This is a genomic window from Kitasatospora sp. CB01950 (genome assembly GCF_001905465.1).
Taxonomy (GTDB): Bacteria; Actinomycetota; Actinomycetes; order Streptomycetales; family Streptomycetaceae; genus Kitasatospora.
In genome coordinates this window covers 105,473-130,894 of record NZ_LISX01000003.1, presented here as the reverse complement: position 1 = coordinate 130,894, position 25,422 = coordinate 105,473, and the positions used below count along the sequence as shown (strand labels likewise).

Sequence of the window (25,422 nt, the reverse complement as noted above, 5' to 3'; positions counted from 1 at the left end):
ACGATTTCGCGGCTGGAGGGAGGAATTTCCGCGAAATGTCATGTCAGGAATCCGTTCGACGGTCGAATTCAATGCTTCACCCGACGATCTGCACAGGATTTCCTCCGCTTGGCGGTACCGGAGGCGGGCGCTCGACGTCCCGGCCGGGACGCGCCGTCCGGGGGCCGGTGACAGGCTGGGAGGGAGTGCCCGGCGAAGGGAGACCGCCATGATCACCACCGATTTCGTGCCCGGCTCACCGTGCTGGCTGGACCTGGGCGCGCCGGACGTGTCGGCCGCCGGCGACTTCTACGGGGCGGTGCTGGGTTGGGAGTTCGAGCCGATGGAGGACTCCGGCGGCGCCTTCGGACTGGCCACGTCGCGAGGCCGCACGGCTGCGGGGATCGGGCTGCTGACCGAGCGCGGGGCCCGTTCGGCGTGGATGCTGTACTTCTTCACCCCGGACGTCCACGAGACCGCCGCCTCCGTCCTGCGGGCGGGCGGCACGGTGCGGGTGGAGCCGCAGGACGCGGACGGCTGGGCGGCGGTGGCGCAGTTCACCGACCCGCAGGGCGGCCGGTTCGCGGCGTGGACGCCGGGCCGGGCGCGCGGCCTGGAGGCGACGGACGATCCGGGCGCGCTGTGCTGGACGGAGCTGTACACCTCGGACGCGTCGGCGGCGCTGGCGTTCTACGAGGCGGTGTTCGGCTGGCAGCGCGAGGAGATGGCGATGCCCGGCGGCGGGGACGGGACGTACGTCATCGTCACCCCGGCCGGTCAGCCCCGGGAGCGGATGCACGGCGGCGTCCTCCAGGTGCCGGCCGAGCAACTGTCGTTGTCCCAGGGCGTGCCGGACTGGCACCCGGTGTTCACGGTCACCGACTGCGACGCGGCCGCCGCCACCGTGCGCACCAAGGGCGGCGAGGTGGTGGTGGGCCCGTCGGACGCACCGGGCATCGGACGGATGGCGGTGTGCCTGGACGGCGCGGGCGCGGATTTCGTGCTGATGACCCCGGCGGCGGTGCCGACCTACTGACCGCCTGTCAGGCCGCGCGCCTCCCGCAGGCGGTGCCCGGTGCTGTCGGGGTCGATCAGCGGGTCGGGGTAGTCGGCGGGACGTCGGCGGGCCCGCCAGGGGCGGTGGATCTCGCGGCCGGGCAGCTCGGCGAGTTCGGGCACCCAGCGGCGGACGTACGCCCCGTCGGGGTCGTAACGGTCGGCCTGGGCAAGGGGGTTGAGGACCCGGTTGGGTCGGGTGTCGGTGCCGGTGCCGGCCACCCACTGCCAGTTCAGCTGGTTGTTGGCCAGGTCGCCGTCGACCAGGTGGGCGAGGAAGTGGCGGGCGCCGAACCGCCAGTCCAGGTACAGGGACTTGGCCAGGAAGCTCGCGGTGAGCAGTCGGGCCCGATTGTGCATCCAGCCGGTCTCGGCGAGCTGCCGCATCCCGGCGTCGATGATCGGGAACCCGGTGCGGCCCTGCTGCCAGGCGGCGAGTTCGTCCGCGTCGGTGCGCCAACTGTCGTTCCGGGTGCGGTAGTCGGCGTGTGCGGCGGCCGGGCGGGCGGCGAGCACCTGGTGGTGGAAGTCGCGCCACACCAGCTGCCGGACGAAGGCGTCCGCGCCGGGTCCGCCGCGCCGCTCGGCGAGCTGGACCAGCTCGTTCGCGGACAGGCAGCCGAAGTGCAGGTACGGCGACAGATGCGAGGTGCCGTCGGCGGCCAGGTCGTCGTGCAGGTCGGCGTACTGGCCGCTGTGCCAGTGCCGCCAGGCCCGGCGGGCGGCACTCTCGCCGGGTTCGGGCAGGCGGGCGGCGGTCGGCTCGGCGGCCTCGACGTCCGTGCCGCGCAGTCCGGTCGGGGTGGCGACGGCGCGGGGCGCGGGCAGCGGGGTGCGGCGGCGGACCTGCTGCCAGGCCCGGTGGTAGGGGGTGAACACCGCGTAGTGGTCGCGTCCGGCGGGCGTCACCGCGCCGGGTGGCACGGCCGTCAGCGAGCCCTCGTGGACCCGCAGGCGGTCCCCGAGGGCGTGCCGCAGTCGCTGTTCGCGCCGCCGGGCGTAGCCGCTGACCCCGGCGGCGAGGTGCACGGCCGTCGCGTCGAGTTCGGCGGCCAGCCGGGCGGTCTGCTCGGCGGTGTCGCCGTGGCGCACCAGCAGCGCGCTGCCGGCGCGGCGCAGCGCGGTGTCCAGGTCGGCGAGGCAACCGGCAAGGAACGCAAGGCGGTTGGGGGCGTCGAAGCCGGCCGCGGCGATCGCCGGGTCGGTGACGAACAGCGGCACCACCTGGTCGGCCTCGGCGCACGCGGCGTGCAGGGCGGGGTTGTCGTGCAGGCGCAGGTCCTGGGTGAACAGGACGACGGCGACGGTCATGGCGGGGGGCACGCCTTCCGTGGGGGGTGCGGGCCGGACGGGCGGGCCGCAGGGGACGGGTGTCCCCCTGTCTTCTTCGGAGCGAACGCCGCCGCGGATGAGCATTCGGTGCCAACTTCCTTGCGACATCGGGAACATCCCGGCGCGCGGCCACGTTTCTCCGAGGTCCCCGCCGCCTTTCCGCCCTTGGGAGCGCCATGCCCGAACTCACGTCCGCCGTGTCCGCCGTCCACTCGGTCCTTCCGCCGCTCGGCGCCCAGGCCGAGCGTCTGGTCGCGTTGGGGGTGCACGAGACCGCCCGGCTGTCGGCCGCCGACCTGCGCGCCTTCGCCGCGGCCGCGGAGACCACCGTGCCCGCCGACGGCGCCCTGCTCGCCGTCCGTCCCGACCTCGCCCCCGCGTCCGCGCTCGCGCCGCTGCTGCGCCGGGACGGGAAGGCGGGTTTCGTCGTCGTCGACATGCCGGACGTGGACGATTTCGGGCCGATCGGGACGGTGTCGCTGCCGGACGCGCCGCTGTACCTGCTCACCGGCCTCGACCGGGGCGACCGGATGGCCAACTGGAGCCCCGACGAGGCGCTCCCGGCCCTGACCGCCGAGGACCGCACTCCACTGCTGCTCACCGAGGGCATCCACTGGGTGCTGCAACGGCCCGAGGTACTGGAACGCAACCACTGCTTCATGACCATCGGCTCCCGGCTGCGCAAGCCCACCGGCGCGCTCGACGCCCGCACCCCGGCGCTGTGGATCAGCAACGGCACCGGGCGCGACGGCCGCGAGCGCCGCGACGCGCCGAAGGTCGGCTGGTGCTGGGCCGGCAACCGGCACACCTGGCTCGGCTTCGCCTCCGCGACCGGCCGCCACCCGTAGACCCCGGCCCGGACCGGACGTTCGAGTACCGTCGGGTCCGAACGGCGCGGGACGCGGCAGCGGCCCGCGCACAGCCTCGACGCGGCAGGAGCAACAGCGTGCAGCAGCTCACGTACGGCGACATCAAGGCGGCCGGCGAGCGGATCGCCGGGCGGGTCCGGCCCGTCGCGGTGGCCCCGCTCGACCTGCCCGGCGGGGCGGGCGAGGTCTGGGCGGCGCTCGAACTCCTGCAGCACACCGGGTCGTTCAAGGCCCGCGGCGCGCAGAACTTCGTCCAGGCGCACCGGGAGGCCGGCACGTTGCCCGACGCGGGGGTGACCATCGCGTCGGGCGGCAACGCGGGCCTGGCGTGCGCCTGGGCGGCCCGGCAGCAGGGCGTCCGGGCGACGGTGTTCCTGCCGGAGAACGCTCCGGCGGTGAAGGTGGCCCGGCTGCGCGGCTACGGGGCCGAGGTGCGGCTGGCGGGCCGCGAGTACGCGGAGGCGCTGGCGGCCTGCGAGGAGTTCGCGGCGGCCTCGGGCGCGTTGGCCTCGCACGCCTACGACCATCCGCTGATCGCCGCCGGCGCGGGCACCCTGCTGGACGAGGTGCGCGACCGGCTCCCGTCCGTGGACACGGTGGTGGTGTCGGTCGGCGGCGGCGGGCTGTTCGCGGGCGTGGCCACCGCGGCGCGCGAGCACGGGGTGCGGACGGTCGCCGTGGAGCCGGCGGGTTCGCAGGCGCTGCACGCGGCGGTGGCGGCGGGCCGGCCGGTGGACGTCACCGTGGAGTCGGTCGCCGCCGACTCGCTGGGCGCCCGGCGGGCCTCCGCGGCCGCGCTGCGGGCCGCCGGGCAGGACGGGGTGAGCTGCGTCCTGGTGTCCGACGAGGAGATCGTCCGGGCGCGTCAACTCCTGTGGGACGGCCACCGGTTGGCAGTGGAGCACGCCGCCTCGACGGCGCTCGCCGCGCTCACCGGCGGCGGGTACCGGCCCGCCGAGGGCGAGCGGGTGTGCGTGGTTCTGTGCGGGGCCAACACCGATCCGGGGACGCTGGCCTGACGTTCCGTCAGATTTTGGCTCCGCCGTGTCCGCCCTGTCGGAGGGCGGCGCTACGGTGCCGCCCATGACCTCTCGCCACGCCCCGGTCGACAGCGACTGGGACCGTCAACTCGCCGACGCCTTCGGGATGATGATCGGCCGCCCGCTGCACGAATTCGACCCGGACGCGGTGTACGCGGCCGGCGTCGGCGGCAACCTGATCAACGAGGTCGAGTTCGACCACGACCCCGCCTGGGTGCGGCCGCAGGCGCTGAGCGGGGCCGAACCGGTGTGCTGGGACGCCTCGTTGTTCGACGACAGCGTCCGTACCCCGGTCTTCGACGCCGCCGGTTCGATCTTCGGCATCCCCGCCGACCGCGACTCGCCCGCCCTGCCGGAGCCGTTCGCGTCCGCCGTGGCCGCGGCCTGCTTCTCCGACGGCCTGATCCGCGGCGCGGACCTCGCCCCGCTGCTGGTCGAGCACGGCGTCGACCTGGCGGAGCATCCGGGCAGGTGGGTGGTCCACTTCGCCCGTCTGCGCTCCGACGGCACCCTGCTGGACGCGTTCCGCGCCGCCCTCGACACCGGCCGCACCCCCGAGGACCTGGTCCCGTTCGAGGTCGCCCCGGAGGAGGGCTGGGAGGAGGACCTCGCGACCGTCGCGCACCCCGGCCTGCGCGCCCACGTCTCCTACTTCCTCACCGACGGCGAGGTGGGCCTGATGCCGATGTTCGACGACGCCCGCGCCTTCGGCCTCGACGACTACGCGTGCGAGGCCGTCATGGGCTGGGAGGACGGCTTCGGGCAGATCGACCTGAGCATCATCCGCCTGAGCCCCGAGGTCGCCGGCCCCCGCACCTGAGACCTCTCTCTCCCCCGGCCTGCACGACTGCCGGGCCCGCACGACCGCTCAGACCCGTACGCCCGCCGCCCGGGCTTCCGGCGCCGGGTGGCGGTCGCGGAAGGTGAAGGCGTCCGGGCCGGGCCCGTGGTCGCGGAGACGGGCGATGCGGCCCATGGCCTCGGCGGCGGTCGGGCGGTGACCGGCCGGGACCCACCACAGGGCCTGGTGCGGGCCGTCGGGGCGTTCGAACCACTCGCGGCGGCGGCTCAGCACCCGCAGGTGGTCGCTGCGGAAGGCGTACTCCCACAGCGCCTCGACGGACTCCCACACCGAGCAGTTGAGCTGGAACTTCTCGTCGGCCAGCTCGGGGTGCGCGGCGACCGCCGCCGGCTCCGCGTCGTCCACCAGCCGCCACACGAAACCGGGGCTGCGCTCGGCGAGGGCGTTCATCTCGTCGAGCTGGTCGACGAAGTCGGCGACCAGCGGGGAGTGGCGTGGGGCGAGGAGGCGGCCGATGTTGATCTGGGCGAGCTGATAACCGGTCATGGGGCAAGCATGGCCCGCCCCACGATCTATCGTCAATGATTTTTGTTTTTAGAGAGTGCGACGCAGCATCCGCCCGGGCACGCCGCCATCCTCGCCGACCACTCCTCCCCCGCCAGGCCGTCCAGCAGCGCCAGGTTCATCCCGCAGACCAGGCCCGGGAACGCCTCGGCCAGCGCGTGGAACGGGCAGTTCCGCAGCCGCAGCACCTCGCCGTCCCGGAACGGCGCGTAGCCGCGGGCCCGCAGCGCCTCCTCCAGGTCCGCCCCGGCCGCGTCCGCCTCCGCCGCGCCGGCGGCCTTCGCCGCCGCCTGCAACTCCAGGTCCAGCCCGGCCCGTTCGACCGTCTCGGCGAGCAGCCGGCCGGCCGCGTCGTAGGAGCGCGGCGGCACCGACACCGCGAACTCCCCCTCCGCCCGCCGGTACAGCTTGGCCGGCCGCCCGGCGCCCGGGCCGGTCCGGCCCGACAGCCGCCGGTAGGAGACCGTCAGCAGCCCGGCCTCGACCAGTTTGTCCAGGTGGAACGCGGCCAGCGACCGGGAGATCCCGACCGCCTCCGCCGCCGCGTCCCGCCCCACCTCCTCCGGCGCCCCCGCCACATGCCGGTACAGCCTGCGCCGCACCGGGTCGCCCAGCGCGCCCAGCACCGCGTACGAGTCGTCCTCAGCAGTCATTCGGCGAGTCTATGACCAGCAGTCGTACCCGAAAGAACCGTGCGGCCGCCCGGTGGCGCGAATCCGCTGCCGGGACGGCGACGTTGCGCCAGGCTCGGGGATTCCCCGCCAGCACTATCTACACCTCTGTAGAGTGAGCTCTCCCGATCGGACTCGAAGGAGGCCCACAGTGCTCCCTCCGCAGCTGCGGACCGACCCCGCCTGGTGCCCGCCGGAACCCGAAGTCCGCCCCGCCTACCAACCCGTCGAGGTCCGCCTCGACGACTCCGACAACTGGACCCTCGGCCGCATCAACGCCTGGTGGCACGCCCCCGACGGCACCCCCTGGTGCCGTCTGCGCCTGATCGGCGCCGAGCCGCACTGGCGCCCGTACGACCCCGACCGCATCCTCCTGCTGCCCAGCGTCGGCACCTGACGGCCCCGGCCGCACGCGAGGTGCGGCCGGGGCCGGTGCGGTCAGCGGCGCGTGCGGTCAGCGGCGGGTGCCGCAGCCGGGGCAGAACGCCGAGTTCGCGGGGACGTCCGCGTGACAGGAGGTGCACTGCGCGGGTTGGGCGAGCCGGAAGCCGCAGGCCGGACAGAACGGGGTGCCGTGCGTCTCGGCGCTGCACTGCGGGCAGACGAGTTGGCGCGGCGCGGTGACGTCGAAGTTCCGGGCCTGCGACTGGCCGTGCTGGTACGCGTTCTCCACCACCGCGTCGTTGAGGCCGCGCTGCGTGGCGGCGACGGCCTCGGCGGCGGTGTCGGGCGCGCAGCCCAGACACAGGCCCTGGGCGGCGTTCCAGCAGCGTTCGCAGACGTAGTGGGTGCAGCGGGCGCAGCGCTTGAAGTGCTGCTGGGCGTTGCCGACGGCGCGCTCGAAGGCGGCGTCGCGGCCGCTGCCCCAACTCGCCCCGGCCAGGCCGTCGGCGGCGTTGGTGAGGCCGTTGGAGGCGCTGCCGCCGAGCAGGCTCCACGCGGCGTTGACGCCCTTGTTGATCCAGCTCGCGGCCTGCCCGGTGCGGAACGGCTCGAAGGGTGAGCGCCAGGTGTCGTAGCAGCGTGAGCAGGAGAACTCGAACTGGTATCCCGCGCCGGTGCCGTACTGCTCGCTCAGGTCCCGGTAGTTGTTGCTGAAGTAGATCTCACTCATGGCCGCCGTCCTACCCCCACAGTTCTCACAGGTTCGCCGCAAGGCTCCCACACGGCCGTGCCGGAGCCGGGACCGGCCCCCGAACTTCTGCCTGGTGGTGCCCCTTTGACGGGGGTCAGCGGCCGAAGAGGACTGGTCCCAGCACGGAGGGACGGAACAGTGCGCTCGGCGGTTCCACCATGGAGACGACGCGGTGGAACGCGGCGGAGACGGTGGCGTCGGTGGTGGCACGGGCGAGGACGCGGTCGAGGTAGCGGTGCTGGAGGCGGACGACGGGGCCGCGTTCGCCGCCTATGGTGCCGGCGAAGCGGACGTCCTCGTTGGCGGCGATCACCCAGGGGTGCCGGGTGACGGCGCAGATCGCCCGGCGGGCCTCGCGGACGGTGGCGGGCCCGAGGGCGCCGTGCCGGCGGGCGGCCTCGCGCAGCGCGCGGGCGCCGAGCGCGGCGACGCTGATGCCCTGCGCGTAGACCGGATTGAAGGTGCACGCGGCGTCGCCGAGGGCGAGGAAGCCGGGCGGGTCGGTGCGTTCGTGGCGCCGCCACACGCTCGGGCCGGGGACGAACCCCCGTGCCGGGCCGACGGGTTCGGCGCCGGCGATGGCCTCGGCGATGGCGGGGTCCCGGAGTTCGCCGAGCTGCTTCTCGAACTCCTGCGGCTGGATGGACGGTTCGAAGCCGCGCATGCCGCCGAGGCTGACCAGCCAGCGGTTCCCCTCGACGGGCAGCAGGACGGCGAACCGGCCGTGCTCGGGGGCGCGGGTCTGCACGTCGAGGGCGAGTTGGTCCTCGCGCCCGGGCGGGCGGTGGTAGAACCGGCTGGCGTAGGCGACACCGGCGTCGATCCGCTCCACGGGCGTGCTGGGCAAGCCCAGCCCGATCAGCCACCGTCCCGAGCGGGTGCCGCGCCCGGCGGCGTCGACGACCAGTTCGGCGGCGAGGTCGGTGACGGGCGCGCCCTCGCGGCCGCGTTCGCGCAGTTGCACGCCGGTGACGCCCTGCCGGCTGCCGAGCAGGCCGACGACCTCGGCGCCCTCCAGGATCTCGATCGACGGTTCGCTGCGGACCCGGTCGAGGACGGTGCGGTCGAGCAGCGGCCGGCTGCAGCTGAGGATCGTCACCTCGCTGTCGTAGGGGGCGAGGTGCCCGACCGAGGTGAGCACCCGAAGGCCGCTCGGAATGGCCACCAACTGGGCTCCGGCGGCGAGGAGTTCGGCGAGCGCTCCGGGCATCAGCTCCTCGATGGCGCGGTGCCCGGCCTCCAGCAGCAGGTGCCCGTGCCGGCCCTGCGGGACGCCGGCGCGGAAGTCCGTGCCGTCCGGGTAGCGGTCGCGTTCGACCACCACGACCCGCCGCGCGACGCCGCGCAGCGCCCACGCGGCCAGGCACCCGGCCGGCCCGCCGCCGATCACCACCGCCGTGCCGCGGTCCCCGACCGCCCTCCCCGCAGGACTCATGCACCGTACAGTAGGGGACGCGACGCGCACCGTCACCGGGGCGCGCGGGTCCGACCGCCACTGCGCCGTCCGGGCGACCCTGCGGGCGTTGCGAGCCGACGGATCGTCAATGTCCGTCGTGGGATTGGCCGGTGACTTCCGAACAGATCCTGATCGGGTCGGGGCTGACGGTGGTGCTCGCCGTGGCGTCCCAGGTGCTGGCGGCCCGGCTGCGCGTCCCGGCGATCATCCTGCTGCTGCCGGCCGGGTTCACGGCGGGCGCGCTCACCGACGACGTCCATCCGGACCGGTTGCTCGGCCCGGCGTTCTCCCCACTGGTGTCGCTCGCCGTCGCGGTCGTGCTGTACGACGCCGGGCTCGGCCTGGACCTGCGGCGGCTCACCGGCGGCACCCGGCACGCCGTGGTCCGGCTGGTGTGGGTCGGCGTCGCCCTGACCGCGCCGACCGCCGCGCTGGTGGCGGCCCCGCTGCTCGGGCTGTCGGCGGGGGCGGCGGTGATGCTCGGCGCGATCCTGGTGGTGTCGGGGCCGACCGTGGTCGGGCCGCTGCTGAACTTCGTCCGGCCGACCGGGCGGGTGCAGCGGATCCGGCTGTGGGAGGGCTCGCTGATCGACGCGGTCGGCGGCATCCTCGGCGCGCTGGTCTTCCACGCCCTGCTCAACGAGCAGCACCGCACCCTCGGCCGCGGCCTGCTGGGGTTCGCGGCCAGTGTCGGCGTCGGCCTGGCCCTCGGGCTGCTCGGGGTGGCCCTGCTGTGGTGGCTGCTGGTGCGCGTGCGGCTCGGCGAAGTCCTCGGCACCAGCGTCCAGTTGGCGGCCGTGCTGGGCGTCGCCGCGGCGGCCGACGCGCTGCGCGACGACACCGGGCTGATCACCGCGATCGTGATGGGCGTGGTGGTCGCCACCGTCCCCGCGTTCGACCTGCCCGCCCGGCGGCCGTTCTTCGAGACCCTGGTGTCGCTGATCGTCGGCGTGCTGTTCGTGTCGATCTCCGCCACCGTCTCCTGGTCCGCGCTGCGCCCGGTGCTGCTGCCCGCGCTCGGGCTGGTCGCCGTCCTGGTGCTGCTGGTGCGGCCGCTGGTCGGCGCGCTGTCCACGGCGGGCTGCGGGCTGACGGAGGGCGAGCGGGCCTTCGTCGGCTGGATGGCGCCGCGCGGCATCGTCGCCGCGTCCACCGCCGCGGCCTTCTCCACGGGCCTGGTCGCGGCCGGCGTCGGCGGCGCGCAGAAGATCCTGCCCGCGACGTTCGTGGTCGTCGTCGCCACCGTCACCCTGTACGGCCTCACCGCCGTCCCCGTCGCCCGCCTGCTGCACGTGGTGCGCCGGGCCCGCTCGCGCCCGCTGCTGGTCGGCGGCGAACCGTGGACGGTCGAACTCGCCACCGTACTGCGCTCGGCCGGCCTCGACGTGCTGCTCTGGGCCGGCCGCGACGAGCAGCGCTCCCGCATCACCGCCGCCGGACTCCCGCTCGCGGAAGGCGAGTTGCTCGCCGAGACCGCCGAACAGGAGGGCATCACCGCGGTCTACCTGCTCACCCCCGAGGACGAGTTCAACGCCCTCGCCGCCACCGTCCTGCGGGACACCACCCCGCTCCCGGTGCACCGCCTCGCCGCCACCCGGCCCGGCCCGGGCATCACCGCCCCCGGCCCGCCGGACTCCGTCCTGCCCGCCGCCCTCACCGCCCCCGAACTCGCCCGCCGCCACGCCGCCGGCGCCGCCGTCCGCCGCCACCCCGCCCACGGCCCCCTCCCGCCCGGCCACACCCTCCTCTTCACCCTCGACCGCACCGGCACCCTCCTCCCCGCCACCCCCCGGGGCCGCCCCGCCAAGCCCGGGCAGATCACCGAACGCATCACCCTCGGCCCGCCCTGACGCGGCCTCACTCCAGCAGGATCGGATTGGTCAGCGCCGCCGGCCGCCCGTCCGGGTGGCGGACCTCGACCCGCACGAAGGACGTCCCGGCGGCATCCGCGGTCAGGCCCGCCTGCCACCGCGCCTTGCCGCGTTCGGTGTGGACGCGCACCTGCGGGTCGGGCACTCCGGCGAGGTCAAGGTGCAGGGCGACGGGGCGGCCGCCGGTGGCCAGGCGCTCGCCGATGCCGGCCCGGCGGCCGTCCGCCTCGGCGGTGAACTCCAGCTCCACGGCGGCGGATTCGGCGATCCAGCTGCGCCCGGCGCGCAGCGCGGCGAGGATCGCCGGGGCGTCGAGCTGCTCGGCGTGGACGACGGTCTGCGGGGTGCCGAGCTGGCCCGGCAGGTGGGCGTCGCTGTTGCCGAGGGCCGGCTGTGGGCGTCCGGCGCGCACCCCGGCGGCCAGTCGGCGGCCCCATTCGGCGTGCGCGGCATGGTTGTCGGCGTTCCACGGCCGGTCGGAGGTCCACTCGCCGTTCCACACCTCGACCGCGTCGAACGCCTCCAGCGGGAACATCAAGTCCCCGCCCGGGTACGGCGCATGGGGGTGCGCGGCGACGCACAGACCGCCGGCCGCCCGCACCTCGCGCAGCGCCCGGTCGAAGGCCGGATCGCCCACCCGGTGCCGCCAGTCGACGAGTTGCCCCGGGCGCAGGCCGAGCGCCAGCCAGTGGCCGGTGCGGGTGGTGACTTCCTGGCCGAGCAGGATCAGCAGGTCTTCGCCGCCGAGTTCGGCCCAAACGCCGGGCGGGGCAGGGCAGTTGTGTTCGGTGACGGCCAGGAAGTCCAGCCCGGCGGCGCGCGCCGCCGCCGCCAGTTCGGCGGGCGTGAGCCGACCGTCCGAGTGCACCGAGTGCACATGGCAGTCGCCCCGGTACCAGTCGCCCATCGTCCACCTCCCCGCCGTCAACGGCGCTGCACCGCAGGGGAGTTCCGCGAGCGGATCAGCCGAGGGCGAACCAGGGGGCGGGGGCGTCGGCGAGGGCCTTGTCGAGCAGCAGGGTGTCGTTCGCGGAGAGCGGCGGGAGGGCGTCGAGGGGGTACCAGTCCACGGCGAGGGATTCGTCGTCGTTGACGTGGGCGTCACCGGCCAGGTAGCGGCAGCGGAAGGCGACGTTGAGGAACTGGACCCGGTCGCCGTTGGCGCAGACAGAGGCGGGGAGGGTGAACACGCTGCTGATCCGCTCGGGGCGGACGGTGACGCCGGTCTCCTCCAGCACCTCCCGCACCACCGCGTCGGCGGGCTGCTCACCGGGCTCGACGATGCCGTGCAGCAGCGCCCAACGCCCGCTGTCGGAGCGGCGGTTGAGCAGAATCCTGCCCTCCTCCACGACCACCGCGGTGACGCCGGACAGCCAGAGCGGGGCGTGCCCGATGTGCTCGCGCAGGTCGAGGATGAACTTCGGAGTGGCCATGCCCGCACCCTAGGCAGCGCCGGGACCGGGGATCAACCACCGTCCGAGGCGTGTCCGGGGCGCCCGGAAAACGCGGAGCGCCGCCGCCCGCCCCGCGAGGGGATGTGGCGGCGGCGCTCCGACGGTGCGTCAGGCCAGGGTGCCGAGCGCGTCGTTGAAGGTCTTCGACGGGCGCATCACGGCGGCGGCCTTGGCCGGGTCGGGCTGGTAGTAGCCGCCGAGCTCGACGGGCTGGCCCTGGACGGCGATCAGCTCGTCGACGATGGCCTGCTCCTGCTCGGCGAGGGACTGCGCGAGCGGGGCGAACGCGGCGGCCAGCGCGGCGTCCTCGGTCTGCGCGGCCAGCTCCTGGGCCCAGTACAGGGACAGGTAGAAGTGGCTGCCGCGGTTGTCGATGCCGCCGAGGCGACGCGACGGCGACTTGTCCTCGTTGAGGAAGGTGCCGGTGGCGCGGTCCAGGGTGTCGGCGAGGACCTTGGCGCCGGAGTTGCCGGTGGTGGTGGCCAGGTGCTCGAAGGAGGCCGCCAGCGCGAAGAACTCGCCGAGCGAGTCCCAGCGCAGGTAGTTCTCCTTGACCAGCTGCTGGACGTGCTTCGGGGCGGAGCCGCCGGCGCCGGTCTCGAACAGGCCGCCGCCCGCCATCAGCGGGACGACCGACAGCATCTTGGCGCTGGTGCCCAGCTCCAGGATCGGGAACAGGTCGGTCAGGTAGTCGCGCAGCACGTTGCCGGTGACGGAGATGGTGTTCTCGCCGCGGCGGATGCGCTCCAGGGAGAGCTTGGTGGCCTCGACCGGGGACAGGATCTGGATGTCCAGGCCCTCGGTGTCGTGCTCGGGGAGGTAGGTGTTGACCTTCTCGATCAGCACGGCGTCGTGCGCGCGGTTCGAGTCCAGCCAGAACACGGCCGGGTCACCGGTGGCGCGGGCGCGGGTGACGGCCAGCTTGACCCAGTCCTGGATCGGCAGGTCCTTGGTCTGGCAGGCGCGGAAGATGTCGCCCGGCTGGACGGCCTGCTCCAGCACGGTCTCGCCGTTGGCGTCGACCAGGCGGACGGTGCCGGCGGCGCCGATCTCGAAGGTCTTGTCGTGGCTGCCGTACTCCTCGGCGGCCTGGGCCATCAGGCCGACGTTCGGGACCGAGCCGATGGTGGCCGGGTTCAGCGCGCCGTGGGCGCGGCAGTCGTCGAGGACGGCCTGGTAGACGCCCGCGTAGGAGCTGTCCGGCAGAACGGCCAGGGTGTCGGCCTCCTTGCCGTCCGGGCCCCACATGTGGCCGGAGGTGCGGATCATGGCCGGCATCGAGGCGTCCACGATGACGTCGCTGGGGACGTGCAGGTTGGTGATGCCCTTGTCGGAGTCGACCATGGCGAGGGCCGGGCCGTCGGCGATCTCGGCGTCGAAGGAGGCCTTGATCTCGGCGCCGTTGGCGAGCTTGTCCAGGCCGGCCAGGATGCCGCCGAGGCCGTTGTTCGGGTTCAGACCGGCGGCGACCAGCTCGGGGCCGAACGCGGCGAAGGTCTTCGGGAAGAAGCTGCGCACCACGTGGCCGAACAGGATCGGGTCGGAGACCTTCATCATGGTGGCCTTGAGGTGCACCGAGAACAGCACGCCCTCGGCCTTGGCGCGGGCGACCTGCGCGGCCAGGAACTCGTTCAGCGCGGCGGCGCGCATCACGGACGCGTCGACGACCTCGCCGGCCAGCACCGGGACCGTCTCGCGCAGCACGGTGGCGGTGCCGTCCTCGGTGACCAGCTCGATGCGCAGCGCGCCGTCGGCGGCGATCACGGCGGACTTCTCGGTGGAGGCGAAGTCGTTGACGCCCATGGTGGCGACGTTGGTCTTGGAGTCGGCCGACCAGGCACCCATGCGGTGCGGGTGGGTCTTGGCGTAGTTCTTCACCGACAGCGGGGCGCGGCGGTCCGAGTTGCCCTCGCGCAGCACCGGGTTGACGGCGGAGCCCTTGACCTTGTCGTAGCGGGCGCGAACGTCGCGCTCCTCGTCGGTCTTCGGCTCGTCCGGGTACTCCGGCAGCGCGTAGCCCTGGGCCTGCAGCTCCGCGATGGCGGCCTTCAGCTGCGGGACGGAGGCCGAGATGTTCGGCAGCTTGATGATGTTCGCGCCGGGGGTCTTGGCCAGCTCGCCCAGCTCGGCGAGGGCGTCCGCGATGCGCTGGTCCTCCTGGAGGTACTCCGGGAAGACGGCGATGATCCGACCGGCCAGCGAGATGTCCCGGGTCTCCACGCTCACACCTGCGGTGGCGGCGTAGGCCTGGACAACCGGCAGGAAGGAGTACGTGGCGAGGGCGGGCGCCTCGTCCGTGTGGGTGTAGATGATGGTCGAGTCAGTCACCGTAGCTCCAGCTTCCACGTCTGCAACGTCTTGACGTCAAGATATCTCGACTCGGGGGCATCTCCGCAACCAACCCCCCGCACACGTCCCCCGACGGGCCCCGCCCGATGTCGGCAGGACCGGCCAGACTGCTGCCATGACCTCGCCGTTTCCCACCGTCCCGACCACCTGGCAACACCTCGAAACCCTGCTCTCCCCCCGCCTCCGACAGCCCCCGCTGCGCCCGGTCGCGGACGCCGCCCGCCTGGACGCCTTCGCCGCGGACCTGGGCCTGCCGCTGCCGGACGGCCTGCGGGACTGGTGGCTGCTGCCCGGCGTGTCCGCGGACCACTGGCTGCCGGAGGCGTTCGCCCCGCTGTCGCTGGACGAGGCCCTGGAGACGCACGCGATCTGGCTGCTGGTCGCCGAGCAGGAGGGCGAGTCGCTCGGGCCGGACGGCCTGCCCGAGCCCCGCTACCGGCGCGAGCTTCTGCCGATCGCCATGGACCCGGGCGGCGACGGGCTGGTCGTCGACCTGCGGCCGGGCGACGGCTGCGGCGCGGTCCTGCACTGGGACCACGAGACCTGGGCACCGGACGTTCCGCTCTGGACGTCGGTGGCCGCGATGCTCCGGGACGTCGCCGACGCGCTGGAGACGGGCACGCCCGTCCTGCGGCAGCACGCGGCCCTCGGCGGTGCGCAGCCACCGCTGCTCGCCGTCCTCGCCCCCGGGGCCGACCTGGAGTGGCGGCCGGCCGACTGAGCGGGCTCCCGCGAGGGTCCGTGTCGTCAGCGGGTCTCTGCGCGGTGGGCGATGTTGCGGGCCATGCCGCCGAAGACTGCGGCGTGGAACGGGGCGACGGACCACCAGTAGGCCTGGCCGGCGAGGCCGTGGGGGTGGAAGAGCGCGCGTTGGCGGTAGCGTGCGCCGCCGCTCTCGGGGGTGACGGTGAGTTCGAGCCAGGCCAGGCCGGGCAGGCGCATCTCGGCGCGCAGGCGGAGCAGGCGGCCGGGTTCGATCTCCTCGACGCGCCAGAAGTCGAGGGAGTCGCCGACCCGCAGTCGCCCGGGCGAGCGCCGTCCGCGCCGCAGGCCGACGCCGCCGGCCAGCCGGTCGAGCGCGCCGCGCACCCACCAGGCGAGCGGGAACGAGTACCAGCCGTGCTCGCCGCCGATGCCCTCCACCACCTGCCACAGCGCCTGCGGGTCGGCGTCGACGTGGCGTTCCCGGACGTCCTGGTAGAGGCTGCCGCCCGCCCAGTCGGGGTCGGTGGGCAGCGGGTCGCTGGGCGCGCCGGGCAGCGAGGCGGAGGACCAGCGGGTGGCGACCTCGTCGTCGCGGATGCGGCGCAGCGCGAGCGAGACGGCCCGGTCGAAGCCGATCGCGCCGCCGGGCGGGTCGGGGATCCAGCGCGCCACGTCGTGTTCGGCGCACACCACTTCGTGCCGCAGCGACTCGACCAGCGGCCGGGCCAGGGTGCCGGGGACGGGCGTCACCAGGCCGACCCAGTGCGCGGACAGTCCCGGGCTGAGCACCGGCACCGCGACGATCACCCGGCGTCGCAGGCCAGCCAGCAGGGCGTAGCGCTGCATCATGGCGCGGTAGGTGAGCACCTCGGGCCCGCCGATGTCGAACACCCGGTCGGTGTCGGGTCCGTCCGGCAGTCCGGCCGCGCCGACCAGGTACCGCAGGACGTCGCGGACGGCGATCGGCTGGATCCGGGTGTCCACCCAGCGCGGGGTGACCATCACGGGCAGCCGTTCGGTGAGGTGGCGCAGCATCTCGAAGGAGGCCGAGCCGGAGCCGATCACCACGGCCGCCCGCAGCTCGGTGACGGGCACGCCGCCCTCGCGCAGCGCCCTCCCGGTGGCGACGCGGGAGCGCAGGTGGGGCGAGAGCTGCCCCTCGGGCACGTCGCGCGGCGCCAGCCCGCCCAGGTAGACGATCCGCCGCACCCCCGCCCGGGCGGCGGCGTGCCCGAACGCGCGGGCGGCTTCCCGGTCCAGCTTCTCGAAGTCCGGGCCGGTGCCGAGCGAGTGCACCAGGTAGTAGGCGACGTCCACGCCGTCGAGCGGCCCGTCGAGGGTCTCGGGCCGGGTGACGTCCCCCGCGACGACCTCCACCGCGCCGCGCCACGGGTGGTCGCGCAGCCGGGACGGCTCCCGCACCAGGCAGCGCACCCGGTGGCCGTCGGCCAGCAGTTCGGGCACCAGTCGCCCGCCGAGATATCCGGTCGCGCCGGTCACCAGACAACGCACCGTCTCCGCCTCCTCGTTCCACCGGTCGGTTCGGTCGGTTCGGTCGATCATCCCCGGATCGGCGGTTCCTCGGCGATCCGGGCGCGGCGGTGGGCGGCGACCCGCTCCCGGGTGGCGCAGCGGCGGGAGCAGTAGCGGCGTTCGGGGCCGCTGCCCTGCGTCAGGTACACGTTCCGGCAGCGCGCCGCCGCGCAGCTCCCGCCGGGCGGGCGGCCGCGCTCCCACAGCAGCACGGCCAGCGCCAGGCAGGACGAGGCGATCAGCCACTCGTCCCACGGCGCGTCGTCGTCGCGGTCGAGGTGCGGGTGCCAGCCGGTGGCGCCGCCGTGGGTGGTGAGCCGCAGCGGGCCGGTGTGTTCGCGCAGCAGGCGGTTGAGGGCGGCGGCCGCACGGTCGGTGTCGGGCGCGTCGAACACCTCCCGCAGCAGTCCCGCGGCGGCCCGCAGTGCGTCCGCGTCCTCGTCAGTGAGCGCGACGGGCTCGGGTTCGCCGTGCGCGCGCAGGATCTCGGCGAGTGCGGACGGGTCGGCGGTGGCGGCGTTGATCAGGGCGGCGGCGCGCTGGGCCGAGGTGAGGACGGACGGGCGCGGGGCGGCTGGGGTGGTCGGCACGTCGGCAATGTAACTCACCTTGTGGGGTTTTCCGTTACCGACGTAGCGTCCGGCGGGTGATCAGCCGTACTCCCCTGGCCCGCTGCCTGACCGGTGCCGCGCTGGCCCGCACCGGTGACGAGATGTCCGGTCCCGCGCTGCTGCTGGCCGGCTTCGCCGCGACGGGCTCCACCGGCGGGTCCGCCGCGCTGCTCGCCGCCCTGACTGCCGCCTCCGCCCTCGGCGGCCCCCTCCTCGGCATCCGCCTCGACCGCTCCCCCCGGCCGGGCCGTCTGCTGGCCCGGTCGCTCGGGCTGTACGCGGCGGGTCTGCTGGCGGTCCTCGCCGTCCTGGGCCGGATCCCCCTGCCTGCCGTCCTCCCGCTGGCCGCCGCCGTCGGCCTGCTCGGCCCCGCCCTGTCCGCCGGATGGACGTCCCAACTCCCGCGCGTGGCAACGCTGTTGCCCCGGGCCACCGCCCTCGATGCGATGACCTACGACGCCGCTGCGCTCGCCGGCCCGGCCCTGGCGGGCGCGACGGCGACGGCACTCGGCGAGGACGCGGCCGTCCTGATCGCGGCGGCCCTGATCGCCGCCGCGCTGCCGGCCGCCCGGGCCCTGCCCGCCCGCGACGGGACGAGCCGCGCGGGCCGCGACGACAGGCGGCCGAACAGAGGCGCACGGGCGGGCCGCACCGGCACCGAACCACACCCGCACCCGCACCCGCACCCGCACGACGACCGGCCCCGGCTGTGCCCCACGACGGGCCCCGAGCACGCCGCGCCCGACCGCGAAGCCGTCTCCCTGCGCGCCGAACTCGCCTCCGGCCTGAGGGTGTTGACGTCCCGGCCGGCGCTGGCGCGGGCGACGGTCGTCTCGGTCAGCGCGTCCGTAGGGCAGGGCATGCTGGCGGCCTGCCTGCCGCTGCTGGGCGAACGCGCCCTCGGCGGCGCGAGCCGGGGCCCGCTCCTGCTGGCCTGCACGGCGGTGGCCGCCCTGTTCGCGAACGCGGTGCTCGCCCGCCGCCCCCACCTGCTCGCGCCGGACGCGGCGGTCCGGTTCGGCGCGCTGCTCCAGGCGGCCGCACTGGCCCTGGCCGCGACCGGCGGGCCGCTCGTCCTGGTGGTGGCCGCCGTTCTGGCGGGTCTCGGCGAGGGCCCGCAGCTGACCGGCCTGTTCGCCGTCCGGCACCGCGAGGCCCCGGCCCGCCTGCGCAGTCAGATCTTCGCCACCGGCGCCAGCCTCAAGATCACCGCCTTCGCCCTCGGCGCCGCGCTGGCCGGCCCCCTGGCCACCCGCTCGGTGCCCGCCACCCTGGCCCTCGCCGCCGCCCTGACCGCCGCCACGGCCCTGTACCGCCCGTCCCGGCGCGGGAACGCGCCGACCGCGCGTCGCGGGGGCGGTTCGGGTCGATGAGGGTGTCGAGTGCGCCAACCGGGTACCCGACCCGCAGGCCGGCAGGGTTCAGGTCGCGCGGTTGGTGCGGATCGACCTACCGGTGACGGTGGTCGGTGTCAGGCGGACCCAGCGGCCGTGCGCGGGCGGCTGGGGGAGTTCGGCGAGGAGGTCCGGCTCGGTGACGTAGTCGAGGGGGCCGATCATCAGGACGCTCCAGCCCTCACGGAGGTCGGGGTCGGCGCGGTCGACCTCGAACGCGACCTCGCGGCCGGCGTCGGGGGCGAGGGCACCGTCGGGGTTGGTCCGGTAGAGGACGGTGCGGTCGTGCACCACGTAGCCGACGGGCCGGACGACCGGGCCGTCGGGGCCGGTGCGGGCGAGGCGGCCGAGGCCACTGGCACCGAGGCGGTCCCAGCACTCGGCGACGTCGAGCTCGCCGAGGACCGGCGGTCCGACCAGCGGCGGGCCGCCGTCGGAGTGCGGTCCGGGCGCGACGTCGTGGACGCGCTCGGCGGGACGGCCGGCGACCAGTTCCTGGTAGTCGAGGCCGCAGACGGCGGCGAGTCGCAGCAGCGCCGGGGCGTCGAAGTCGCGGCCGAGGTCGAGCACCCGGCGCAGGTAGGCGGTCGACATTCCGGCCTTGGTCGCGGCCTGCGCCTCGGTCAGTCCGAGGTCGGCGAGGCGGGCGGCGAAGCGCCGGGCGAGCCCGGTCGGTGCGCCGGCGGTGGCGGGTGCGTCGTCGGTGCTCACTTCGGTCACCTCCGTGATGGTGGCGGTACCTCCATGGTGCGCGACTCCGGGCCTCTCCGGCAGAGGCCTTGGGCCCGTTTGGCTCCCCCGCGCAACCGGCCCGGCCCCCGCGCACCGCCCCGCGCACCGCCCCGCGCACCGGCTCCGACCCGTCACGGACGTCCCTGCACCAACGGGACCAACGGCCCACCCGTGCGGGCCCCGCGACCCTGGCGGGCCCTCCGGGGTGGGGGAAGAGTGGTCAGCGACCCCGAGGCGGGCGAAGAGGCCCGCGGGGACCCGAACAGGGAAAGGCACTGCCATGACTCGTCCCGTTCTTGCCGCCGTAGACGCGTCCGTTCGCAGCCGGGCCGCCGCCCACTGGGCCGCCCAGGAGGCCGCCCGCCGCGGCGCGCCGTTGCGGCTGCTGCACGCCTGGCCGTACCTGGGCCGCAAGGTCAACGACCTGGTCAAGATGGACGAGCTGGAGACGGGCGCACAGACCATGATGGGCGACATCGCCCAGGAGCTGGCGGCCGCGTACCCGGGGGTGGCGGTCTCCTCGGAACTGGTGCCGGACTCGGCGATCGACGGGCTGACGGCCGCCGCCGAGCAGGGGCAGCTGCTGGTGATCGGCACCCGCGGCCTGGGCGGGTTCCGCGGGCTGCTGGTCGGCTCGGTGAGCCTGGGCGTGGCCGGCCGGTCGAAGACGCCGGTGGTGCTGGTCCGCGAGGGCGGCCCGGCCGCGGTGTCGGCCGAGCCGGAGGTGACGGTCGGCTTCGACGCGATGGAACCGTCCGACGCCGTCATGGAGTTCGCGTTCGAGGAGGCGCAGCTGCGCGGCGCCCGGGTGCGGGTGGTGCACGGCTGGGAGCTGCCGCCGACGTACGGCTACGCGGGCTGGATCCCGGTGGAGAGCGAGCGCCAGGAGCTGGGTGCGCTGGCCGTGGGAATGGTCGCGGACGCGGTCGCGCCGTGGCGGGAGAAGTACCCGCGGACGCTGGTGCTGGAGGACGTCCGGACCGGTGGCGGCGCGGCCGCGCTGGTGGAGGCGTCGGCGCAGTCGGACCTGGTGGTGGTGGGCCGTCGCACGCGGACCCTCAACATCGGCCCGAAGCTCGGTTCGGTCGCGCACGCGGTGATCCACCACGCGCAGGCCCCGGTGGCGGTCGTTCCGCACGACTGACACCCCCTCAGCCCCCGGCCCCTCCCCCGGGCCGGGTCTCCAGGCCGCCCCGTCGTCGACCCACCGCCTCCGGGTCGACGACGGGGCGGCCGCAGGTCCGGAGCCGGTGCGTTGTCACACCGGGCGGGCAGGCTGGCCGCCATGGACAACGACGAGTTCTGGCAGCTGATCGACTCCGCCCGGGCCGCGGCCACGCCCGAAGTCCCTTTCGAGCAGGCGTTGGTGGACGTTCTGGCGGCCCTCCCGGAGTCGGACATCCTGCGCTACGAGGTCGCCTTCGACCGGCTGCACGGCACGCTGTACCGGTGGGACATATGGGCGGCGGCGTACCTGATCGGCGGCGGCTGTTCCGACGACGGCTTCATGGACTTCCGGGCGGGCGTGATCTCCGAGGGCCACGCCTGGTACGAGCGGGTCCTGGCGGGGCCGGACGTGATCGCCGAGCATCCGGCGGCGGTCGGCGAGAACCGCTTCGACGCGGAGGAGGTGTTCTTCAACGAGGCCGTCAACTACGCGGCCTCGCAGGCTTTTGCGCGCCGCACCGGCGCCTGGGAGGAGTTCCACCCGGCGTACGAGCGCCACCGCGCGGAGCGGGGCCTCGCCCCCGCCCCCGGGGCCGTCGAGCCGTGCTCGGGGGAACTGTTCGACTTCGACGACGACGCCGAGATGCACCGCCGGCTCCCCCGCCTGGCCGCGCTCTACCTCGTCGACTGACCTGCACCGCAAGTGAGTTGACGGACCGTCAGTTGTTGAAGGAGAAGGCCAGCAGCGTCGCGTCGTCCTCCGACAGCGGGCCGGACATGTCGCGGACCACGGCGTCCACCAGGTCCTGCAGGGCGGGTTCGGCGGCGTGCGCCTCGACGGCCGCGCAGAGGGCGTCCAGGCGCACGTCGATGTCCTGGTCGCGGCGTTCGATCAGGCCGTCGGTGTAGAGCAGCACGACGTCGCCGCGCCGGACGTGGGTCTCCGCGGCGTGGTAGGCGACCGCCGGCAGGACGCCGAACGGCGGGCCGATCTCGGAAGCCAGCAGGACGGCCCGGCCGTCGCGGAGCAGCACCGGCGGCGGGTGGCCGGCGCAGATCCAGCGCAACAGGTTCCGGTCGGGGTAGTAGCGGGAGACGATCGCGGTGGCGGTGGACTCGTCGCCTTCGTCGCAGGCGATCCGGTTGAGCCAGCCTCCGAGCGACTCCACCAGGGCGCCGGTGAACGCCAGCCCGGCCAGCGCGTGCCGCAGCATCGACATCAACGCGACCGCGTCCAGCCCGTGCCCGCGCGCGTCGCCGACCGCCAACAGGGCGCGACCGTCCGGGAGTTGACGCATCTTGAACCAGTCGCCGCCGACCCGCCCCTCGGCCGGGCGGTAGGCGACGGCGGAGGTGACGCCGAGGCCGTCCAGGGTCGCGGAGCGTGGCTGAAGGGCGTCCTGGAGGCGCTGGACGACGATGTGCTCGGCGTCGGCGCGGCGGGCCTGCCGCTCGGTCTCCTCCTGCTGCTCGCGCAGCAGGCGCTGGCTCTCGTACAGCTCGGTGACGTCCTGCAGGACGGCGCGCAGGCCCTCGATCGGGCCGTCCTCGTCGCGGACCACCTCGGCGACCAGGCGGACCCGGCGGGGGCAGCCGCTGCCGTACAGCTCGGTGAGGACGTCGATGTCGGCGCCGGTGGTGAGCAGCCGGTCGAGGGCGCGGTGGAGCTCGGGGCGGGCGGTCTCGGTGACCCGGGCGAGCATCTGTTCGAGGCTCAGCGTCGTGGTGCCGGCGGTGCGGCCGAGCAGGACCGCCAGGCCCGGCGAGACGTCGAGGCGGCCGTCGCGCAGGCTCCATTCGGCCCAGCCGACCCGGGCGATGCGCTGCGCGGCGCGGGCGACCTCCTCGGTGCGGTCGTCGGTCCACAGCAGCAGCAGTCGGCGGCCGAGGCGGTGCACGGTGAGTCGTTCGCGGCGGCTGCGGGCGCTGCCGTCCGGGCCGGCGCCGTCCCACCGCACCGGCAGCCCGCGCACGGCGTGCCCGGTGCGCAGCACGTCCTCGACGGCGTCCGCGAGACGGTCCGTCCACAGCCCCGGGTAGGCCTCCCGCAGCGACACTCCGTGCCCGTCGGCGGTCTGCCAGAACTGCTGCTCGGGGTGGTGCGGGTGGCGGAGCGCGGCGTCGTTGACCACCACCACGGCGAGGTCGAGCACGGCGCCGTCGCCGTTGCGGACGGGTTCGGCGAGCAGGGAGGCCTGCGGGACGGCGTCCAGCAGGCGGTGCAGGTCCTGGTCCGGCGGGCGGGCGAGGTCCGGGTCGAGCGCGGCGTCCGGGACGATCGGCGGCACGCCCGGGGGGAGTTCCGGCGATCGGCCCGAGTGCTCCTCGCGCAGCCGGCGGATGGTGCGGCGCAGCGCCTCGCCCCAGTCGGCCTGCTCGGCTCGCCCGTCCAACCTCCGCCCCTCTCCGCTCGGCATTCCCTGCCACTGTTCCGGCCCGTCCCGCCGCCCGGCGACCGCACCGGACCGGACGGGTGAGCGCCGCGGCCGAACCGGCCCGGCCGCACGACCCGGCCTTCCGTCAGGCCCGGGAACCCCCAGCTCAGGTGAGGCGTTGTCGGCACGGAACGATCTTCGGTTCAAGTGGAGGACCAGCATGTCAACGGCCTTGGCCAAGGGCGCCAACGTTCCCGTGCTCCGGGACGGCAAGGGCCCGACGAGCGTCCTGGTCGGCCTCGGGTGGCAGGTCGGCGGCGAGTACGACCTGGACGCCAACGCGCTGCTGTGCGACGGCGACGGGAAAGCGCTTTCCGACCAGCACTTCGTCTTCTTCAACAACCTGACCAGCCCCGACGGCGCCGTCACCCACATCACCGACCCGGGCACCGGCACCGACCGCGAACAGCTCCGCGTCGACCTCGGCGCGGTCGAGGAGCGGGTGCAGCGGATCGTCTTCACGGTGGCGATCTACCAGGCGGAAGAACGCCGACAGGCGTTCGGCTCGGTGCACGGCGCGTACGTCCGCGTGGCGGACGCGGCGGGCGGCAGCGAACTCGCCCGCTACGAGCTCGGGCCCGAGGTGACCACCGAGACCGCCGTCGTCTTCGGCGAGCTGTACCGGCACGGCGGCGGCTGGAAGTTCCGCGCCATCGGCCAGGGGTACGCCACCGGCCTGGCGGGCATCGCCACCGACTTCGGCATCGCGGTCCTCGCGCCCGCGCCGGTTGCGCCCGTTGCTCCGGCCGCGCCTGCGGCTCCGCCGATGCCCGCCGCTCCCCCGGCCGCGGTGGCTGTGCCCACGCCGACGGTGGCCGTTCCGGCCGCTCTCCCGCCCGAGCCCCTCGGAGGTTCCCCGGTGACCTGCTTCTTCGACCCCGCGCACGGCCCCGGCACGACGGCGGTCCTGTGGTCCCCGCAGTGGGGCGTCCCGCGCCAGATCCAGTCCTGCGGGGCGTGCGCGCAGCGCGTCCAGACCACGCCGCCGCCGTACTACACGGCCCCCGCCGCCGCGGGCTACCCGCAGCAGCAGGGCTACGCCCAGCCCGGCTACCCCCAGCAGGGCGGCTACCCGGCCCAGCCCGAGCAGCAGCAGGGCGGCCGCCGCTTCGGCACCGGCGCGATGATCGGCGCGGGCGCGGCCGGCCTGGTCGGCGGCGCGCTGCTGGCCGAGGCGTTCGACGACGACAGCCCCGACGTGGTCGTCAACAACTACTACGAGGACTGATCCCCCGCACCCTCGCCCGCCCCTGCCCCCGCCCCGCCCCGCCCCCGCCTGCTGGCAACTCGCTTGCGGGAACGCACAGGTGAGGGTGCAGAAATCCAGGGCCCACGCCAACCGCGGGCCCTGGATCAACGGGGTTTCCGCGCCATGCGGAAGAACGTCTTCACGCGCTCCGCCGCGGCCCTGCTCGGCGCCGCCGTCCTCGCGCTCGCGGCTCCGGCCGGCACCGCCGCGGCGAAGCCGCCGGCCACCGAGAGCACGAACCTGCCGAGTGGTCAGAAGCTCCTGTCGGGGCAGAGCATGATCAGCGGCGAAAGCGAGCTGGTGATGCAGTCCGACGGCAACCTCGTGCTCTACCTGGACGGTGACACCGGCCACCGCGGCCCGGTGCTGTGGGCCGGCGGCACCTACGGCAACCAGGGCGCGTACGCCTCCATGCAGCCCGACGGCAACTTCGTCGTCTACCGCCAGGGCGGCGGCCCGGACTCCGGCGGCGCGCTGTGGAGCACCGGGAGCTACGGCCACCCGGGCGCGACCGCCTCCCTGCTGAACGGCTGGCTGGCCGTCAGCGGCGGAATCCTGTACTGGCAGAGCCACACCGGGTACAGCCCCGCCGTCGGCGAAACCAACGACACGCTCGACCAGCAGCGTCCCGCTCTCGCGTCCGGCACCTGGATCGAGTCGAACTCGGTCTGGCTGCTCATGCAGACCGACGGGAACCTGGTGCTCTACCGCAAGCGCGACGGCGCGGCGCTGTGGTCCACCGGCACCTACGGCCACCCGGGGACGAACGCCTCTCTCATGGGCGCGACGAACTACCGGGCCCTGGAAATCCTCAACAACACCGCCGGCCCGATCTGGTCGCTCCCGATCGCGGGCCGGCCCGGCGCCCGGGCGAAGGTCCAGGACGACGGCAACGTCGTGCTCTACGGCAGCGACGGCGCCGCACGCTGGTCCACCGGCACCTGGGGTAACTGGTAGCCGGAGCCTTGCGGCCCGAACCGGCCCGAACCGACCCGAACCGGCCGGAGGCGCAAGGGGG

General features: G+C 74.8%; 24 protein-coding genes. 12 read left to right on the top strand and 12 right to left on the bottom strand.

Annotated features, from left to right (window positions below; translation table 11 throughout):
- The first annotated feature begins 208 nt into the window (after positions 1–208).
- Complete coding sequence (locus AMK19_RS09190) at positions 209–1,015, top strand: VOC family protein (protein ID WP_073809951.1); 807 nt, start codon at positions 209–211, stop codon at positions 1,013–1,015.
- Here the strand turns inward: AMK19_RS09190 and AMK19_RS09185 are convergent.
- Positions 1,009–2,346, bottom strand: a complete 1,338-nt coding sequence (locus AMK19_RS09185; RefSeq protein ID WP_073809950.1) for a cryptochrome/photolyase family protein — start codon at positions 2,344–2,346, stop codon at positions 1,009–1,011. The two genes, AMK19_RS09190 and AMK19_RS09185, sit on opposite strands and share 7 nt — an antisense overlap.
- A gap of 197 nt (positions 2,347–2,543) precedes the next feature.
- Here AMK19_RS09185 and AMK19_RS09180 point away from each other — a divergent pair, with 197 nt between their 5' ends.
- The 3 genes from AMK19_RS09180 to AMK19_RS09170 all read left to right on the top strand — a co-directional run bounded on the left by AMK19_RS09180 (position 2,544) and on the right by AMK19_RS09170 (position 5,096).
- Positions 2,544–3,215 carry a DUF5701 family protein gene (locus AMK19_RS09180; protein ID WP_073809947.1) on the top strand — a complete coding sequence of 224 codons (672 nt, stop codon included), beginning with the start codon at positions 2,544–2,546 and terminating at the stop codon, positions 3,213–3,215.
- Between the two features lie 98 nt (positions 3,216–3,313).
- On the top strand, positions 3,314–4,255 hold the full coding sequence (locus AMK19_RS09175) for a serine/threonine dehydratase (protein ID WP_073809946.1): 942 nt from the start codon (positions 3,314–3,316) through the stop codon (positions 4,253–4,255).
- A 64-nt stretch (positions 4,256–4,319) separates the two neighbouring features.
- Positions 4,320–5,096 carry a hypothetical protein gene (locus tag AMK19_RS09170; RefSeq protein WP_073809943.1) on the top strand — a complete coding sequence of 259 codons (777 nt, stop codon included), beginning with the start codon at positions 4,320–4,322 and terminating at the stop codon, positions 5,094–5,096.
- Between the two features lie 48 nt (positions 5,097–5,144).
- Here the strand turns inward: AMK19_RS09170 and AMK19_RS09165 are convergent, their stop codons facing one another.
- Positions 5,145–5,624: a DUF3291 domain-containing protein gene (locus AMK19_RS09165; RefSeq protein ID WP_073809942.1), complete on the bottom strand. Its 480-nt coding sequence runs from the start codon at positions 5,622–5,624 to the stop codon at positions 5,145–5,147.
- Between the two features lie 32 nt (positions 5,625–5,656).
- The gene (locus AMK19_RS09160) at positions 5,657–6,295 is read right to left on the bottom strand and encodes a helix-turn-helix transcriptional regulator (RefSeq protein ID WP_073809940.1); all 639 of its coding nucleotides are present in this window, start codon (positions 6,293–6,295) and stop codon (positions 5,657–5,659) included.
- A 169-nt stretch (positions 6,296–6,464) separates the two neighbouring features.
- Here AMK19_RS09160 and AMK19_RS09155 point away from each other — a divergent pair, with 169 nt between their 5' ends.
- Entirely contained in the window at positions 6,465–6,710 is a 246-nt protein-coding gene (locus AMK19_RS09155; protein WP_241844310.1) for a hypothetical protein, read from the top strand.
- 57 nt (positions 6,711–6,767) lie between these two features.
- Here AMK19_RS09155 and AMK19_RS09150 read toward each other — a convergent pair whose 3' ends face one another.
- Positions 6,768–7,427 (bottom strand): double zinc ribbon domain-containing protein, encoded by a 660-nt coding sequence (locus tag AMK19_RS09150; RefSeq protein ID WP_073809938.1) that lies wholly within the window; start codon positions 7,425–7,427, stop codon positions 6,768–6,770.
- A 115-nt stretch (positions 7,428–7,542) separates the two neighbouring features.
- Positions 7,543–8,883 carry an NAD(P)/FAD-dependent oxidoreductase gene (locus AMK19_RS09145; protein ID WP_073809936.1) on the bottom strand — a complete coding sequence of 447 codons (1,341 nt, stop codon included), beginning with the start codon at positions 8,881–8,883 and terminating at the stop codon, positions 7,543–7,545.
- Between the two features lie 131 nt (positions 8,884–9,014).
- Here AMK19_RS09145 and AMK19_RS09140 point away from each other — a divergent pair, with 131 nt between their 5' ends.
- The gene (locus tag AMK19_RS09140; protein WP_073809933.1) at positions 9,015–10,754 is read left to right on the top strand and encodes a cation:proton antiporter domain-containing protein; all 1,740 of its coding nucleotides are present in this window, start codon (positions 9,015–9,017) and stop codon (positions 10,752–10,754) included.
- Positions 10,755–10,761: 7 nt separating this feature from the next.
- Here AMK19_RS09140 and AMK19_RS09135 read toward each other — a convergent pair whose 3' ends face one another.
- The 3 genes from AMK19_RS09135 to AMK19_RS09125 form a co-directional block, all read right to left on the bottom strand.
- Positions 10,762–11,682, bottom strand: coding sequence for a CehA/McbA family metallohydrolase (locus AMK19_RS09135; protein WP_083646616.1), 921 nt, complete (start codon positions 11,680–11,682; stop codon positions 10,762–10,764).
- Positions 11,683–11,737: 55 nt separating this feature from the next.
- Positions 11,738–12,208: an NUDIX hydrolase gene (locus AMK19_RS09130; protein WP_073809932.1), complete on the bottom strand. Its 471-nt coding sequence runs from the start codon at positions 12,206–12,208 to the stop codon at positions 11,738–11,740.
- Between the two features lie 129 nt (positions 12,209–12,337).
- Positions 12,338–14,557 (bottom strand): NADP-dependent isocitrate dehydrogenase, encoded by a 2,220-nt coding sequence (locus tag AMK19_RS09125; RefSeq protein ID WP_073809929.1) that lies wholly within the window; start codon positions 14,555–14,557, stop codon positions 12,338–12,340.
- Between the two features lie 136 nt (positions 14,558–14,693).
- Here AMK19_RS09125 and AMK19_RS09120 point away from each other — a divergent pair, with 136 nt between their 5' ends.
- Positions 14,694–15,299, top strand: coding sequence for an SMI1/KNR4 family protein (locus tag AMK19_RS09120; protein ID WP_073809928.1), 606 nt, complete (start codon positions 14,694–14,696; stop codon positions 15,297–15,299).
- A 26-nt stretch (positions 15,300–15,325) separates the two neighbouring features.
- Here AMK19_RS09120 and AMK19_RS09115 read toward each other — a convergent pair whose 3' ends face one another.
- Positions 15,326–16,846 carry an SDR family oxidoreductase gene (locus AMK19_RS09115; protein ID WP_073809925.1) on the bottom strand — a complete coding sequence of 507 codons (1,521 nt, stop codon included), beginning with the start codon at positions 16,844–16,846 and terminating at the stop codon, positions 15,326–15,328.
- Positions 16,843–17,406, bottom strand: a complete 564-nt coding sequence (locus tag AMK19_RS09110) for a CGNR zinc finger domain-containing protein (RefSeq protein ID WP_241844309.1) — start codon at positions 17,404–17,406, stop codon at positions 16,843–16,845. The genes AMK19_RS09115 and AMK19_RS09110 overlap by 4 nt, the downstream gene beginning before the upstream one ends.
- Before the next feature lie 56 nt (positions 17,407–17,462).
- On the opposite strand from AMK19_RS09110, the gene AMK19_RS09105 reads away from it, so the two are divergent.
- Positions 17,463–18,800 (top strand): MFS transporter, encoded by a 1,338-nt coding sequence (locus AMK19_RS09105; RefSeq protein WP_073809921.1) that lies wholly within the window; start codon positions 17,463–17,465, stop codon positions 18,798–18,800.
- A 48-nt stretch (positions 18,801–18,848) separates the two neighbouring features.
- Here AMK19_RS09105 and AMK19_RS09100 read toward each other — a convergent pair whose 3' ends face one another.
- On the bottom strand, positions 18,849–19,541 hold the full coding sequence (locus AMK19_RS09100; protein ID WP_073809920.1) for a pyridoxamine 5'-phosphate oxidase family protein: 693 nt from the start codon (positions 19,539–19,541) through the stop codon (positions 18,849–18,851).
- A gap of 292 nt (positions 19,542–19,833) precedes the next feature.
- On the opposite strand from AMK19_RS09100, the gene AMK19_RS09095 reads away from it, so the two are divergent.
- Together AMK19_RS09095 and AMK19_RS09090 are read left to right on the top strand one after the other, a co-directional pair.
- Entirely contained in the window at positions 19,834–20,697 is an 864-nt protein-coding gene (locus AMK19_RS09095; RefSeq protein WP_073809917.1) for a universal stress protein, read from the top strand.
- A 141-nt stretch (positions 20,698–20,838) separates the two neighbouring features.
- Positions 20,839–21,411 (top strand): DUF4240 domain-containing protein, encoded by a 573-nt coding sequence (locus tag AMK19_RS09090; RefSeq protein ID WP_073809916.1) that lies wholly within the window; start codon positions 20,839–20,841, stop codon positions 21,409–21,411.
- A 28-nt stretch (positions 21,412–21,439) separates the two neighbouring features.
- Here AMK19_RS09090 and AMK19_RS09085 read toward each other — a convergent pair whose 3' ends face one another.
- The gene (locus tag AMK19_RS09085; protein ID WP_073809914.1) at positions 21,440–23,113 is read right to left on the bottom strand and encodes a PP2C family protein-serine/threonine phosphatase; all 1,674 of its coding nucleotides are present in this window, start codon (positions 23,111–23,113) and stop codon (positions 21,440–21,442) included.
- Between the two features lie 202 nt (positions 23,114–23,315).
- Between AMK19_RS09085 and AMK19_RS09080 the strand changes: the two genes are divergently transcribed.
- The gene (locus AMK19_RS09080) at positions 23,316–24,383 is read left to right on the top strand and encodes a TerD family protein (RefSeq protein WP_073809911.1); all 1,068 of its coding nucleotides are present in this window, start codon (positions 23,316–23,318) and stop codon (positions 24,381–24,383) included.
- A 144-nt stretch (positions 24,384–24,527) separates the two neighbouring features.
- The gene (locus tag AMK19_RS09075; RefSeq protein ID WP_073809910.1) at positions 24,528–25,361 is read left to right on the top strand and encodes a hypothetical protein; all 834 of its coding nucleotides are present in this window, start codon (positions 24,528–24,530) and stop codon (positions 25,359–25,361) included.
- The last annotated feature ends 61 nt before the right edge of the window (positions 25,362–25,422 follow it).